At 68.5% G+C, this 14,077-nt stretch carries 10 protein-coding genes and 1 pseudogene; 8 read left to right on the top strand and 3 right to left on the bottom strand.

Going from position 1 to position 14,077, the window contains the following annotated elements:
• Positions 1–38: 38 nt before the first annotated feature.
• Positions 39–662: a hypothetical protein gene (locus tag C7T91_RS33195; protein ID WP_201741936.1), complete on the bottom strand. Its 624-nt coding sequence runs from the start codon at positions 660–662 to the stop codon at positions 39–41.
• 579 nt (positions 663–1,241) lie between these two features.
• Between C7T91_RS33195 and C7T91_RS01680 the strand changes: the two genes are divergently transcribed.
• The 4 genes from C7T91_RS01680 to C7T91_RS38300 all read left to right on the top strand — a co-directional run bounded on the left by C7T91_RS01680 (position 1,242) and on the right by C7T91_RS38300 (position 6,698).
• Complete coding sequence (locus C7T91_RS01680; protein WP_108257739.1) at positions 1,242–2,051, top strand: TatD family hydrolase; 810 nt, start codon at positions 1,242–1,244, stop codon at positions 2,049–2,051.
• The gene (locus tag C7T91_RS01675; protein ID WP_108257738.1) at positions 2,048–2,845 is read left to right on the top strand and encodes an MBL fold metallo-hydrolase; all 798 of its coding nucleotides are present in this window, start codon (positions 2,048–2,050) and stop codon (positions 2,843–2,845) included. Before C7T91_RS01680 ends, C7T91_RS01675 begins: the two co-directional genes overlap by 4 nt.
• Complete coding sequence (locus tag C7T91_RS01670; protein WP_108257737.1) at positions 2,845–3,774, top strand: AEC family transporter; 930 nt, start codon at positions 2,845–2,847, stop codon at positions 3,772–3,774. The genes C7T91_RS01675 and C7T91_RS01670 overlap by 1 nt, the downstream gene beginning before the upstream one ends.
• 1,241 nt (positions 3,775–5,015) lie before the next feature.
• Positions 5,016–6,698 carry a calcium-binding protein gene (locus C7T91_RS38300; RefSeq protein ID WP_108257736.1) on the top strand — a complete coding sequence of 561 codons (1,683 nt, stop codon included), beginning with the start codon at positions 5,016–5,018 and terminating at the stop codon, positions 6,696–6,698.
• Positions 6,699–7,405: 707 nt separating this feature from the next.
• Here C7T91_RS38300 and C7T91_RS01660 read toward each other — a convergent pair.
• Entirely contained in the window at positions 7,406–8,218 is an 813-nt protein-coding gene (locus C7T91_RS01660; protein WP_145962742.1) for a hypothetical protein, read from the bottom strand.
• 832 nt (positions 8,219–9,050) lie between these two features.
• Positions 9,051–10,359: pseudogene (locus C7T91_RS01655) on the bottom strand (IS256 family transposase).
• Between the two features lie 287 nt (positions 10,360–10,646).
• Between C7T91_RS01655 and C7T91_RS32085 the strand changes: the two are divergent.
• The 4 genes from C7T91_RS32085 (at position 10,647) to C7T91_RS01640 (ending at position 14,044) form a co-directional block, all read left to right on the top strand.
• The gene (locus C7T91_RS32085; protein WP_161555684.1) at positions 10,647–10,814 is read left to right on the top strand and encodes a hypothetical protein; all 168 of its coding nucleotides are present in this window, start codon (positions 10,647–10,649) and stop codon (positions 10,812–10,814) included.
• A 574-nt stretch (positions 10,815–11,388) separates the two neighbouring features.
• Entirely contained in the window at positions 11,389–12,471 is a 1,083-nt protein-coding gene (locus tag C7T91_RS01650; protein ID WP_108257734.1) for a caspase family protein, read from the top strand.
• Positions 12,426–13,289 (top strand): formate dehydrogenase accessory sulfurtransferase FdhD, encoded by an 864-nt coding sequence (locus C7T91_RS01645; RefSeq protein ID WP_108257733.1) that lies wholly within the window; start codon positions 12,426–12,428, stop codon positions 13,287–13,289. Before C7T91_RS01650 ends, C7T91_RS01645 begins: the two co-directional genes overlap by 46 nt.
• Entirely contained in the window at positions 13,286–14,044 is a 759-nt protein-coding gene (locus C7T91_RS01640; protein ID WP_108257732.1) for an efflux RND transporter periplasmic adaptor subunit, read from the top strand. Before C7T91_RS01645 ends, C7T91_RS01640 begins: the two co-directional genes overlap by 4 nt.
• Positions 14,045–14,077 lie beyond the last annotated feature (33 nt).

Below are 14,077 nucleotides of genomic sequence, written 5' to 3'. Positions count from 1 at the left end.
CGGCGGCGGCGCGCTCGACGAGGCGCGGGCACCGGGGATCAACCTGCCGCAGGCCGCGGAACAGGGGCTGGGAGCTGCGATCCGGGCGGACCCGGAAGGAAGAAAATGCCGGGACCATCGAGGAGTGCAACGCAATGATCGATGGCGGCGACCTGCCGCCCGGTCAGCTCCGGAATGACCGCCCGGCGGGACAGCTTGCCGCCATCCTGCAAAGCGGTCTGCCCGACGGGCTGGCCACCCGTGCGGCTGCGCCGCTGATCCCGGCGGAAACGGCAACACAGGTGCTGCGGGGACCGAGCCCGGCCGTCACGCCGCCCGGGGGCACGTTCCGCCTGATGCCGCATCGCCGCGGCCACCGCGAGCTGCAGCAGGAAGAGCCCGCCGCACCAGAGCCGGAACAGCTGCCGCGCGGTGCGGCAGGCGGCTTCGAGCTCGTCTTCGGGCGCGGCGATGATCCTCTGGCCGATGCCGTTCTCGGTCAGCGCCTTGAGGATGTCCGCCGCGGCGATGGCCGCCGCCGCGAGGCCGATGGCACCGGCATCCATGCTGCGCGCCACCGCGACCACGACGAAGAGGCGCGACGCCTTGGCCGCCATGCCCGACAGGCAATAGGCGGCCAGATGCTGCGCAAAGCTGCCTTCCCTTGTCTTGATGCGGATCATCCCGATGGCTCCGTTCCGGCAATGGCTGTGTCCGGAAGGGTGTAGCGCAGCGCGCCGGCCGGGTCCGCGTCCCCCAGGGACAGGGCACCGGCGCAACAGGAGAGCCATATATCCGAACGGATTGCCGCGGCGGCCAAAGGGGGAATGGACGGCTGCCCTCGGTGGCCTATAGCCTGCTCCGGAAACGGGCAGGAGCGCGGCCGGACGTGGCGAAAAGTCTTATCGGACAATTAGGTGCAGGTGCAGCAATGGTTGCGGCGCTGTCCGCCTGCTCGGCGCCGCGCGGCGCGCGCAACATCGAGGCAGCGGCGGATGGCAGCGCCTATCAGGCGCAGTACCGCAGCTTCGCGCCGCTCGCCGCGCCCGCCGTGCTGCGGCCCCCGAGATGCAGGCCGCGCTCTGCCGCCTGTCGCCGGACCACGCCTCCGCGCAGGCCTGGGCGGGGGCGCAGTCGCGCATCGCCGGGCGCATGGCGCACGGGACGGCGGTGAACCTTGACCCTGCGAGCCTCATCCTCGATATGGTACACACCCTCGACGCAACGGCGTCCCAGGCGCTCTTCCAGACTGGATCCGTGTAATGATTGCCCCCTCCCGCCCCCATCTTGTCGACAGCCACTGCCATCTCGATTTCCCGGATTTCGACGGCGAACTGGACGAGGTGATCGCCCGCGCGGGCGAGGCCGGGATCGGCCGGATGGTGTCGATCTGCACCAAGCCCGCCGGGCTGGCGAAGGTGACGGGCATCGCCGAGCGCTATGACCAGGTGTTCTTCGCCTACGGCATCCACCCGATGAGCGTCGCCGACCTGCCGCTGGTCACGGTCGAGGAGCTGGTCGAAGTCGCGCAGCACCCGAAATGCGTCGGCATCGGCGAGACCGGGCTCGACTACCACTACACTGCAGAGAGCGCCGGAAAGCAGCAGGAGAGCCTGCGCCTGCATATCGAGGCCTGCCGCCGCACCGGGTTGCCGCTGATCATCCATGCCCGCGACGCCGACGAGGACATGGCGCGGATCCTGACCGAGGAACACCGCGCGGGCGCCTATGACTGCGTGATGCACTGCTTCTCGTCCTCGGAGGCGCTGGCCGATGCCGCGCTGGAGCTGGGCTTCTACCTGTCCATGTCGGGCATCGCCGCCTTCCCGCGCTCGAAGGAGCTGCGCGCGATCTTCGCCAAGGCGCCGCTCGAGCGGATCCTCGTCGAGACCGACAGCCCCTATCTGGCGCCGCCGCCGCATCGCGGCAAGCGCAACGAACCGGCCTATGTCGCCAAGACCGCCGCTGTCGGCGCCGAGGTCTTCGGCCTGTCTCCGGAAGAGTTCGCTGCCGCGACCACCGCCAATTTCGACCGGCTCTTCGCCCGCGCCGCTGCCTGGGAAACCGCATGAGCACGCTCCATGTCACGATCCTCGGCTGCGGCTCCTCGGGCGGCGTCCCGCGGCTCGGCGGCATCTGGGGCGAGTGCAATCCCGACAATCCGAAGAACACCCGGCGCCGCTGCTCGCTGCTGATCGAGAAGGACGGTCCCGAAGGCACCACCCGCGTGCTGATCGACACCGGCCCCGACATGCGCCAGCAGCTCCTCGATGCGGGCGTCGGCGCGCTTGACGGCGTGGTCTACACCCATGCCCATGCCGACCATGTCCACGGGCTCGACGACCTGCGCCAGATCGTCTTCAACACCCGGTCGCGGCTGAATGTCTGGGCCGATGCCGCCACGCAGCAGGACCTGCTGGTGCGCTTCGCCTATGCCTTCGAGGCGCCCGAGGGCTCGCCCTATCCGCCGATCCTGAACATGCATCCGATCAAGGGCCCGCTCTCGGTCGTCGGCGCCGGCGGCACGATCACGCTGGTGCCCTTCGACGTCGAGCACGGCAGCATCGACGCCAAGGGCTTCCGCTTCGAGGACATCGCCTATCTGCCCGACGTCTCGGACATTCCCGAAGACAGCTGGCCCGCGCTCGAGGGGCTGCGGCTCTGGATCGTCGACGCGCTGCGCCGCCAGCCGCATCCCAGCCATTCGCATCTGGAGAAGACGCTGGACTGGATCGGGAAGGTCAAGCCGGAACAGGCGGTTCTGACCAACATGCATCACGATCTGGACTATGACGACGTGGCGGCGGAAACGCCTGCGCATGTGATCCCGGCCCATGACGGGCTGCGGCTGAGCTTCGACCTCTGATGGGCGCGCTGATCGAGGTCGTCCTTCCCGTCTTCTTCGTCATCGGCTTCGGCTACCTGGCCGCCTACCGCAAGTGGATCAGCTCGTCCTCGGTCGACGGGCTGATGATCTTCAGCCAGAAATTCGCGATCCCCTGCCTGCTGTTCCTGGCGATCTCGCAGCTCGACCTGTCGATGTCCTACGATCCGCGGCTGCTGTTCAGCTTCTATGCGGGCGCGGTCACCGGCTTCGCGGCGGGCATCCTGGGCGCCCGGCTGCTGTTCTCGCGGCCGTGGGAAGACTGCATCGCCATCGGCTTCTGCTGCCTGTTCTCGAACTCGCTGCTGCTCGGCCTGCCGATCAGCGAGCGCGCCTATGGCGAGGCCTCTCTGGCGGCGAACTTCACCATCATCTCGATCCATTCGCCGTTCTGCTACCTGCTTGGCATCACCGCGATGGAGATGGTGCGCAATGCAGGCCGCACCCGCGCCGAGACCGCGCGCTCGGTGCTCAAGGCGATGTTCTCGAACTCGCTGATCATCGGCATCGCGCTGGGGCTGGTCTTCAACCTCTCCGGCCTGCCGATGCCCGGCGTGATGACCGAGGCGCTGGAGCTGATGCGCCGCGCCGCGCTGCCGGCCGCGCTGTTCGGACTCGGCGGGGTGCTGGTGCGCTACCGCCCCGAAGGCGACCTTGCCACGGCGGGCTTCGTCGTCGCGGTGTCGCTGATCCTGCATCCGGCCGTGGCGCTGGGGCTCGGAAACCTGCTGCATGTCCCGCACGAGACGCTGCGCAACGCCGTCGTCACCGCCGCGATGGCGCCGGGGGTGAATGCCTATCTCTTCGCCGACATGTACGGCCGCGCGCGCCGCGTCGCGGCCACCGGGCTGCTGCTCGGCACCGCGCTCTGCGTCGTCACCGCCTGGGTCTGGCTGCAGATCCTGGGCTGAGACCGGGCTGGCGGCCCCCGGCCCCCGGTAACGAAGGCAGATCACTGACGGCCCCGGCTGCATCAGAGCCTGCCCGGCATCGAGCCGCGCGGCACAGGCGTCAGAGTCGGATGCTCAATGCGCGCCCCCTGCCGCGCCGGGCGCCGGTGGCGAAAGGGCGGCCCAATCGGTCGGCCCGTTTCCGGCCCGTTTCCCGGCTGGCGATCACGCCGCGCCCGGCCGTGCTGAACCGGGCCTTCGATGCCAGGCAGGTCCGGACGGCAGCCGCCGGGGAAACAGTCCCCGACCGTTCCCTGACCCGCCTCACTCGGAACGGGTCTCGCGGGGGCCCCGCTTGCCCCGGCCATGCGCCCTCCACTCCATCTCGGGACCGACGCAGATCGCGAGCGAACCACGCGGTTTCAGCGAAGCGTTGCAGCCGGACCAGTTCGCCGTGCGGCAGTTCGGGGAGGCAGGCTTTGGCATGCCGCCGATCCAACCCGCGGGATACCCGAACGGAGTCCCTCTCGCCGATATGTGCAATGAGCCCCCGCCGGGCAGCGCGTGAAGAGCGCGACCGGGAAGGCGGGGATGGACCGGCCCGGCATCACGGCCGCCTTCAGCCGCCCGCGCGTGAGCAATGACAACGCCTTCTCCGAGGCGATTTCCCCGCCGCGGCTTGCTGCCGTGCGGCTTTGGCGCCATCTATGCGGCGCGCATTTGGGTCCAGGTCTTCGTCGCTTGGCACGACCGTGAGCATCGCCACAGCGCGCTCCGCTCCGCGACGCCTGAACACTGCGCGGCAAGGTCTGAGAGCAGGCCCGCGAGAAAGGTCCCGAGCGCCGGTCCAGCCGCCCCCGCTGCTGGACCGCAAACGGTTCGGTCTTGCTCAACCTGGACCGGCCCGACGAGATGCCAAAAGGCCAAGGCGCCGCCGATGCGCTCCACGGGCAAGCAGCCGGCGGCGGCCCCTTGGCCGGACGGGGACAGTTCGCCGCCTGAGAACAGACGCCGGTGACAAGCCCGTTGAAATAAGCGATGCAGCTTCCCTCGCGGGTGGCCCGGACAAGCGAGGCGGCCGGGCGTCACGGCTGCGACCCCTGTCCGGCCCCGGCCGCCACCTTTTCTCAGGCCCGGCGGGAAAGCCGAAAACAAAACATTCCAAAATGGTGATTCAAATCAATCCGGCCGCTGCCGCCGCAGGATAAGATTGCCGCAGATGCCCGCACTCGCGCGAGTGCGGGCCAACGCAGGAGGCGGCCATGGCCGACACAGTGATCCATGAAGGCGGCAGCATCCAGGGCGACCTCTACGGCGACCTGTGGGTGCTTGCCCGGGACCTCGACCCGACGGATGGCGGCGGGAACGGGGAGCCGGTTCTGGACGGGAACGGCCAGATCATCCCGGTGGGATTTGATGCGGTGACCGGGGAATACTTCCCGATCACCCTCGTGGAAGGAACGGAAGGGGATTACGAAGTCCCCGAAGACCAGCTTCAATACATCCAGGAAGTCGAGCTGGAGCGCGCCAACATCATGCGCTCTCCGGACCAGGTGGTCGAGAACGCGCTTGCCGAGGCCCTCGCCAAGATCGAGGGCGGGACGGTGATCGAGCCCGATCCGTCGGGCCGCATCATGGTCGACGGGGTGCTGATCGACTCGCCGCGCGAATGCCTCGCGCTCTACAAGCTGGTCATGCAGGCCGGCGGCGCAACCAGCTGGACCGAAGCCAAGGCGAATGCCGCGGACAACCTTCCCGGGGCGCTGGCCGGTCTGGTGGCCGCGGGCTGGAACCCGACCGGCCTCCTGGCCGGTGTGTTCTCCAAGTTCAACCCGATCAGCATGGATGCGGTGATCACCGCCCATACGCTGATGGAGGTGAACGAGGTGACCGAAGCGGGCGGTTCCGTTGACATCGGCTATTACGGCTTCACCGAGGGCGGCACGGAAGCCTTCGACTACGACCGGGCCGCGGCCTATGGCGATACCTGGGTGCAATGGTACCAGGACATGGACGGCGATCCGTCCGACCTCGAAGCCGTGCAGCGCACCCTGCTCGACGTGATCTGGGGCTCCGACGCCAATGGCGACGGCATCAACGATGTCGGCAGCGGCAAGGGCTGGACCGACCAGTACATGGCGCTCTCGGAGGACGGGCTGAGCTTCGTGATGGCCGACGGCGCCAATGCCGGGCTTAATGACTGGGCGCAGTCGGTCGAGGATGCCCGCGAGGCGATCTACGTGATGCACGAGTATATCGGCACCACCGTGATCGATGCGCCGGAAGACAGCGACGACGTGATCGCGGGAAGCTCGGTGGGCGACTACATCGCGGCCTGGGGCGGCGACGATCTGGTGATGGGCTATGAAGGCGCGGACTGGATCGACGGCGGCGACGGCAACGACACGCTCTACGGCAATCTCGGCAGGGATACGCTCGAAGGCGGCAAGGGCGACGACGAGCTGCGCGGCGGCATGGGCAACGACCTGCTGCTGCGGGGCATGGGCAAGGACCGGCTGTTCGGCGGGCTCGGCAACGACCGGCTGTTCGGCGGCCTGGGCGCGGACTCGCTCGATGGCGGCGACGGCGATGACCAGCTGTCGGGCGGTTTCGGTTCAGACATGCTGACCGGCGGGGACGGGGCGGACAGCTTCTTCTTCCGGATCGCCGATCCCCTCCATGTCGATGTCATCACCGATTTCGACGCGGTCGAGGGTGACATCATCCGTCTCGACAAGATGGATGCCGACACGGCGACCGCGGCGGACGATGCCTTTGCCTTCATCGGCTATGCCGGTTTCACGGCAACCGCCGGGGAGCTGCGCGCAGCCGATCTGGGCGGCGCCCAGCGGATCGAGGGCGATGTCGACGGCGACGGCCTGGCCGATTTCGCGATCGAGATTGCTGGCGCCGATCCGGCTGAGGCAGGCTGGTTCGTGCTCTGAGCCGGTCATTGGAAAACGTCGCCGGGCGCGCAGGCCGCGGCCGGTGGCAGATAGCCGGCGGTCCCACCGGGGCCGCCCGCCCGCATCGGCGGAAAGCGGCGCCCGGCTTCGGCCGGGCGGCCTTTTGCGATGCAGGCCCGGGGGAAGGACGAACGGGGGCGATCGCCGGGGAGCGGAACCACTTGGCCGCAACGTCATCGACACATGAGCGCTCTGGCAGCCGCGCTTTGCGGCCCGGCGGCGCAGCGTTGCTCTCTCTCCGGCACGGCCGATGCCATCCGAGCGGGACGGGACCGTCATGGCGGCCGGGCGGGTCCGCTGCGGCAGCGGTCGGAGCATGTATGGCCAGCTCCGGCTTCAATGTCGCCCGCCTCGGCTGGCACGATGCGATCGAACGCGGTCGATATGCCAAGCCGTTCCACGGATCTCGCGCCCCTGGCCGCCACGGGAACCGCGGGTCAGGATCAAGACATCAAGCCGGGTCCTAAGCTCACCGTTCAACGCGGATTTCCCAAACCCCGATCTTTCCGGTCGATATCATGCCCGCTTCGGCTTCTCCCGCATGTCCGAAGCCGAGCCCGGGCCACGTCGCCCCGCCAGCTGCGGACCGCGTCGCCCCCCTTCGCCCTTTGCCATCATCGCCCACAGCAGGCGGTTGTTCGCGGTCCTCTCGGACCGGTGGCGGGGACCGCTCGCGGATGGCCCGCTTAATTGCCGCCAGCATCCGCGCCTTGCTCGCCGAAATCACTGCCATCGCGCATCGCGCCGGTGATCTTCACGCGCCGGAGTGCCGATGGTCGAGCCGCCGGTCCGAGCGGCCATTGGCAACGCTCTGTCCGGATTTTCTGGTTCCGCCCCGCCGCTGCTTGCCGGCGCCCGAATGCCGTCCCGGCAGGGCGGGCCGGAATGCGATCCGTCCGGGAGACGGACCGCATGGCGGGCCATGCCGGGAAATCACGGCCGCGACCGAAGGCTTCCATCGGCGGGTCGCAGGCGGCAACGGCCATCGCCGTCGCCGGGCCGACTCGCGGCATCATCCGGAGCCGGGCGGAAAGCGGAGCACGCTTGGTTGCTGCCTGTATCTGCCCGTCGAGTTCGGAGTTCCGCGTGGACAGGCCGTCGATCTGACCGAGGCAGAGCTGCGACATGCTCTTCGGGGCGTCCCCCGTCTCCGGCGCGGGGCGCAGCTCGGCGGCGGTCTCCCGGCCCTTGCCTGCGACGTTCCCGAACTCCGGGAGATGTCCCCGCAGCCTGATGATCATGCCGAGGCCAAGCTGCCCGGGTGATTTGATCCCAACGAAGCGGGTTCTGCGCCTTTGAACGCTCCGCCGGATCGTCCGATCCGCTGGTGCGGACCTGCTTGAACTCGGACGGCGGGCCGCTTCGGCAATCGCCTCGGCATCGGCCATGACGTTCGGCGGCAGAACCTTGCTTCGGACGGTTTCGGCCCCAGTTTCACTCTGGCCTTCACGGAAGGCGCAGATGATGAGGGCCGGATCAAGCGGGTTCCATCGGCTCACCGGCGTCCTTCCGCCTGACGTTCCGGATCCCCGGGGCCGGAACGCTGACGGAACGCGTGCCGAAGGCCAGCACGCCCAAGCTTGCATGCTGTCTCCGGTGATTGCGGCTTTCGGGGCTTTGCCCTGCTCCGGTCCCTCGGCCCGGAACCTCCGCGGCGGACCAGGACCCGGCGGACCGCCGGAAGCCCTTTGCCTTCAATCTGGTCCGGCGTGCGCAGTCTTCCTGGCGGCTGCCCCGATCACGCCGCCGCTGGCCACGCAGGTTCAAAGGGCAAGGGGATGCTTTCGCGCCGGCGGATCCGGCCGCGATGCCAGCGGGCGAGCGCTCCCCGGTCGGTGCCGCTGCCGGAGCCTGGGATCGCCCGCCCGCGGGACGCCCTGCTCATGGTGGAGGGCCGCGAAGGCGTGGCGCTGCCCGCGGCCGCCGGCGCATCATCGGGAGGCACGGCCGCCTCCCGCAGGAGCGCAGCCGGGCACTCATGACGTCCGGCAGGACACGCTCATGAAGACGATTTTCGGAATATTTGCCGTGGCGGCAGCGCTCCGCGGCCTGCCGGCACCCGCCACGGCCGGGATCCGCGTGATCGTGCTGGGCACCGGCCCCGGCCTTGCGGTGAACGCCAATGGCGAGGCCTGTCTGTTCGATGCCGGGGCGGCATGGCGTACGGGATGGCCGAAACCTGGCAGAGGGCGGAGCGGAAGAAGTCCAACCGACGCAGGTCCGGGAGCTCTTCCCGCCGCATCTGCACCGCGACCGCACGCGCGACGATCCGGAGATTGCCGCGACCGATTGGCGGCGGAGCTATGGCTGAAACTGGGTGACGCGGCTTGATCAGGCGGCGCGGCTTTCGTTGGCATCGGTTTGGGCGACGCCGTCGGTGAATGTGACACCTTCGATGACGCGCGGCAACTGGTTCCGCCCGTTGAGCTTGCGCCATTTCTGCGACGCTGCCCTGACCAGGGTGAAGACCATCAGCTTCGCGGTCTTCTGCGAGAGCGCGCCCCTGGTCCTGACGGTGCGATGCCTGACGGTGGCGAACACGCTTTCGATCGGGTTCGAGGTCCGCAAGTGGTCCCAATGTTCGGCCGGGAAATCGTAGAAGGCCAGCAACGCGTCGGTGTCCTTTGTCAGGCAGGCCACGCCTTTCGCGTATTTCGCGGCGTATTTTTCCTTGAAGGTCTCGATGGCCGCCAGGGCCGCTGCCCGGGTTGCCGCATGCGAGATGTTGCGCAGATCAGCGGCCGCGGCGGGCTGCCCGGATTTCGGGAAGTGGTTGAGGACATTTGACATCTTGTGGAACCAGCAGCGCTGATGGCGGGTGCCGGGAAAGACTTCGTCCATCGCCTTCCAGAAGCCCAAGGCACCGTCGCCGACGGCCAGCTCGGGCGGAACCGCCAGTCCTCGGGCCTTGAGATCGACCAGCAGCTCGCGCCAGCTCTGGGCGTTTTCCCGGACCCCGACCTGGAAGCCCACCAGCTCCTTCTTTCCTTCCGGTGTCGCCCCGATCACGACCAGCATGCACTCGGCCACAGGCTCCATCCTAGCCTGCAGGTAGACGCCATCCGCCCAGATGTAGACATAGCGCCGGGCGGACAGGTCCCGTCGCTGCCAGCGGTCGTACTCTTCCTGCCACCCGGCCGTGAGACGGGTAATCGCACCCGGCGACAGGTTCGGCGCATCCGACCCGAGGAGCGCGCCGAGCGCTTCCTGGAGTGAGGACATGACTGCCATTGGTTCGAAGGAATGTCCGAACGCCGGTGGAAACACCGCGCAGGTAGAGTACGGGCAGCAGCGCATCGAGGCTGCGCGACCGGCGCGCCCATCGTGGCAGGATGTTCGAAGTGAACCGGATCTTCTTCTCGTCGGGCACCCCGGCTGCCCTGTCGCGGACCTTCTGGCGCTGCACCGGGACCGGTCCGATCCCGGTCTGGATGTCGCGCTCGGGCCCGGCTCCATGCCGAACGACACGCTGGCGGCCGTCGGGCAGCCGCTCCCCGGAAAACTGGGCGACGAAACTCGCCGCTTCCGCTTTCAGGGCGGCAGCGAGCATCTGGCGGGCACCCTCGCGGGCGATCTCGGTCAGCGGATCAAGGATGGTTCCGGGCTGGCGGAGCGGGGTGATCGTGGTATCTTCGGTCATAGGCGTATCGTTCCTTTTGGAAGTTCTGGCAGGCTTCGACACCCGCCACGATACGCCGCCTTCTCAGGCCCCATCACCCATTTTCAGCCATAGCTCTTGGCGGCGGCGCCGGGAGACGCTGAATGCCTGCGCTGCCGCGGCGCTCCGGGCGGTGACCGGCGCCGACTGCGCGATGCAGGCGCTCGCCATCAACCTGCGCACCAGCGGCAACCAGCCGGTGAAGGACCCGACGATCTCCCAGGTCGACCTCGGCGGGATCTTCGACGCGAACGGCGAAGGGCGCGGACGTGGTGGTGCATGGCCGGATCAGCGAGGCGGGCAGGAAGGCGCTCAGCCCGGACTGGCAGCCCTGTCAGCATTCCTCGCACACGCTGACCAGCGAATTGGCGCAGATTGCCAGCGAGGCACGCCATGGCGTCCTGGCCCCGCCCCATGTCCTTCATTGCGGCGCCTAGATCGGGACCGCGAAAAGCGAAATCGAGGCGCCCTACGACGGCAAGCTCGTGCTGGCAAACGACCTCGACGAATTCCGACGGACGCAAAGCCAGTGTCAGCCAGCCCCAGCCACCGGCGGCAGGTCATTGGCGGGGCCGGGGCTCACAGGGCCTGCCGCGGCCAGGGCAGGACTGCTGCCGACGCCGCGGCGGGACTGGAAAGATCGATCAGCGGCAATTGCCTGCCTCGGGGCGACGGTCCCGGCATGGCATGGCTTCCTGCGCGCCCCCCCGGCGAGACGGGGCCGGACCGGCCTGCGGCGGGGTCGGCATCACGGCACTGGGATTGGTCCGCGGCCCCCGCAGGCTCCAGTATCTCTCCCGGGGCAATGCCCCGGCAGGCAGCAGGGTCAGGCAAAGCTGGGCGCCGGTCTACTTGGCCCGGACCGCAACCGGCCGGATATCCGGCGGCCGGGGGCGAGCCAGTTGCGCAAGCTCTTCATTCATGGGGCCCGGACGGTGCTGCCTCTCGTGCGGGACAGGACGTCGCCGATACTGGCCTGGGCAGACGGGCGGAAGGAGCGCGCGCATGTGAATGTCGCGGCGGTTGCCATGGCCAACGGCGTGCGGTGATGCGCCACCGGCCCGAGCGAACCGCGCGCGGCGCGCATTGCCTGGGCCGTGCTGGCGAAGGGCGAGCGTTACCGGGCCGAAGCGCCGAGCGGGCTGTCGCCCGGCGGGAGCCGAACCGGAAACCGCGGCGGCGGGGCGGCTTGCCCTGGTTCTGGCGCTGCTGCTGCCGGCGGGCCTGCAGGCGGCGCCCGACCGGGTTGCGCTGGTGATCGGCATGGGGGGCTATGCCACGCTCAATGCGCTCGACAATCCGGTGCCCGACGCGACGGCGGTGGCCGACACGCTCGAGGGCATCGGCTTCGACGTGACGCGGGCGCTCGACATGCCGCTGTCTGGGCTCAGGGAGACCATGCAGCGCTTTGCCTTCGAGGCCGAGACCGCCGATCTGGCGCTGATCTATTTTGCCGGGCACGGGGTGCAGGTCGCGGGCGAGAATTTCCTGCTGCCGGTCGATGCCGATGCGCAGACCAACGAGGATGTGCAGGCGCAGTCGGTGTCGCTGAAGGATTTCCTGCGCACGGTCGATGGCGCGCGGCGGATGCGGATCGTCATCCTCGACAGCTGCCGCGACAACCCGCTGGGCGGCGGCATCGAGGTCGGCGGGCCGCGCGCTGCGGAACCCGGCGGGCTGGCCCCGTTGGTGACCGGTAAAGAAATGACGATAGAACAATTTATTACTGACACCGGTCTAACTACGGATCAATTGCTAGGAGTCGCACCAATCGAAAAGGCGGAAGTGAAATACATGTACGAACTCGGTAAACCGCTTGTCAAGCCTGAGCTGCTGCAGTCCCTACCCACACAAATGTACAAGTTCCATCAGCTGTACATGGAGATGAGCGCCACCGGTAGAGAGATGATCGGAGCGGCGGGCCCGGCCGCGACCGGCCGGGTCGGCACGCAGAGGGTGGCCGGGGCGGGCCGCCTGCCCTTGCAACTGCCCGGTTCCGGAGACAAAATGCGCCCTGCCCAAGGCCAGAGGAGGCGCCGGAACCGTCCATGCCAGAATTGCCGCTGCTTCCCGATCCGGGGAATCCCCGCCTGACGAGGCGCATCTCCGGCACCGACCAGACCGGCGCCGCGGCCGAGATCGCCGTGGTCGAGGAACGTCCGCTGACGATCTATCTCAACCGCCAGGAAATCGTCACCGCGATGACCATTGGCGACTATCCCGAATACCTGGCGCTGGGATTCCTGCGCAACCAGGGCATGCTGCGCGCCGACGACACCGTCACCGGCATCGATTACGACGAGGAAATCGAGACCGTCGTGGTGCGCACCGAGCGCGAGACCTCCTACGAGGAGAAGCTGCAGAAGAAGACCCGCACTTCTGGCTGCGCGGTCGGCACCGTCTTCGGCGACATGATGGAGGGGCTCGGCGATCTCGTCCTGCCGCAGGCGGAGGTCCGGACCAGCTGGCTCTATGCGCTGGCGAAGGAGATCAATACCACGCCCTCGCTCTATCTCGAGGCCGGCGCAATCCACGGCACGGTGCTCTGCCAGGGCGATCGCCCGCTGGTCTACATGGAGGATGTCGGACGCCACAACGCGGTCGACAAGATCGCGGGCTTCCTGTTCCGGCACGGCGTCGCGGCGGAGGACAAGATCCTCTACACCACCGGCCGTCTGACCTCGGAAATGGTGATCAAAACAGCGCAGATGGGCATTCCGGTGCTGGTCTCGCGCTCGGGCTTCACCGCCTGGGGCGTCGAGATCGCCCGCCAGGTCGGGCTGACGCTGATCGGCCGGATGCGCGGCCAGCGCTTCGTCTGCCTCGCGGGCGAGGAACGGCTGATCCGCGACGCCGACCCGGCCTCCGTCCCCGCCGAAAGCGCCGGATCGCGGCGCAAGGCGGCGACATGAGCGGGTTGAAGGCGCCCGACGACGCCCGCACCGCGCGCGAGCAGGCCGAAGCGCAGCTTCTGGTCGCCCAGGCCCAGCTGGCCTCCGCGCAGATCGAGCTCGACCGCACCACGATCCATGCCCGGCTCTCGGGCGAAATCGGCCGCTCCGACGTGTCCTCCGGCGCGCTGGTGACCACCGGCCAGACCTCGGCGCTGGCGGTGATCCGCAACATCGACCCGGTCTATGTCGACGTGACGCAATCGGCCGCCGACGTGCTGCGCTGGCGCCGCCGCGGCGATGCCGCCGAGCCCGGGGTCGAGGACCACACCGTGCAGCTGCGGCTCGCCGACGGCACCATCTACGAGCAGACCGGCATGCTGACCGCGGCCGAGCCGCATGTCGACGAGCAGACCGGCGTCGTGGTGCTGCGCCTGACCTTCGACAATCCCGACAAGCTCTTGCTGCCGGGCATGTATGTCCAGGTCGAGATGCCGACCGCCGCCGTCTCGGGCGTCTACATGGTCCCGCAGGAAGGCGTGACCCGCGACCGCCGCGGCAACCCGACCGCGATGGTCGTCAATGCCGACAATGTCGTCGAGACCCGCCAGCTGGAGATCATCCAGGACCGCGGCAATTCCTGGATCGTCGAGAGCGGGCTGAACCCGGGCGACCGGGTGATCGTCGCAGGGCTGCAGAAGACCGCGCCGGGCGCCACCGTCGCCCCGCAGGAACGCGAAGCCGAAGACGAGTCAACCCAAGCCATGACGGAATGAGCCTGACCGGCCCGTTCTGATCCCCAGTTTTCC

The organism is Mangrovicoccus ximenensis (assembly GCF_003056725.1).
GTDB lineage: Bacteria > Pseudomonadota > Alphaproteobacteria > Rhodobacterales > Rhodobacteraceae > Mangrovicoccus > Mangrovicoccus ximenensis.
The sequence above is the reverse complement of the archived record's forward strand: the minus strand, read 5'-3'. Positions and strand labels throughout refer to the sequence as shown.

Bases quoted from the DNA above. Each gene is read 5' to 3' on its own strand.
- C7T91_RS01675 (WP_108257738.1), top strand. From the start codon at position 2,048: ATGAGCACGCTCCATGTCACGATCCTCGGCTGCGGCTCCTCGGGCGGC.
- C7T91_RS01680 (WP_108257739.1), top strand. From the start codon at position 1,242: ATGATTGCCCCCTCCCGCCCCCATCTTGTCGACAGCCACTGCCATCTC.
- C7T91_RS01670 (WP_108257737.1), top strand. From the start codon at position 2,845: ATGGGCGCGCTGATCGAGGTCGTCCTTCCCGTCTTCTTCGTCATCGGC.
- C7T91_RS01640 (WP_108257732.1), top strand. From the start codon at position 13,286: ATGAGCGGGTTGAAGGCGCCCGACGACGCCCGCACCGCGCGCGAGCAG.
- C7T91_RS01645 (WP_108257733.1), top strand. From the start codon at position 12,426: ATGCCAGAATTGCCGCTGCTTCCCGATCCGGGGAATCCCCGCCTGACG.
- C7T91_RS38300 (WP_108257736.1), top strand. From the start codon at position 5,016: ATGGCCGACACAGTGATCCATGAAGGCGGCAGCATCCAGGGCGACCTC.
- C7T91_RS33195 (WP_201741936.1), bottom strand. From the start codon at position 662: ATGATCCGCATCAAGACAAGGGAAGGCAGCTTTGCGCAGCATCTGGCC.
- C7T91_RS01650 (WP_108257734.1), top strand. From the start codon at position 11,389: ATGTCGCGGCGGTTGCCATGGCCAACGGCGTGCGGTGATGCGCCACCG.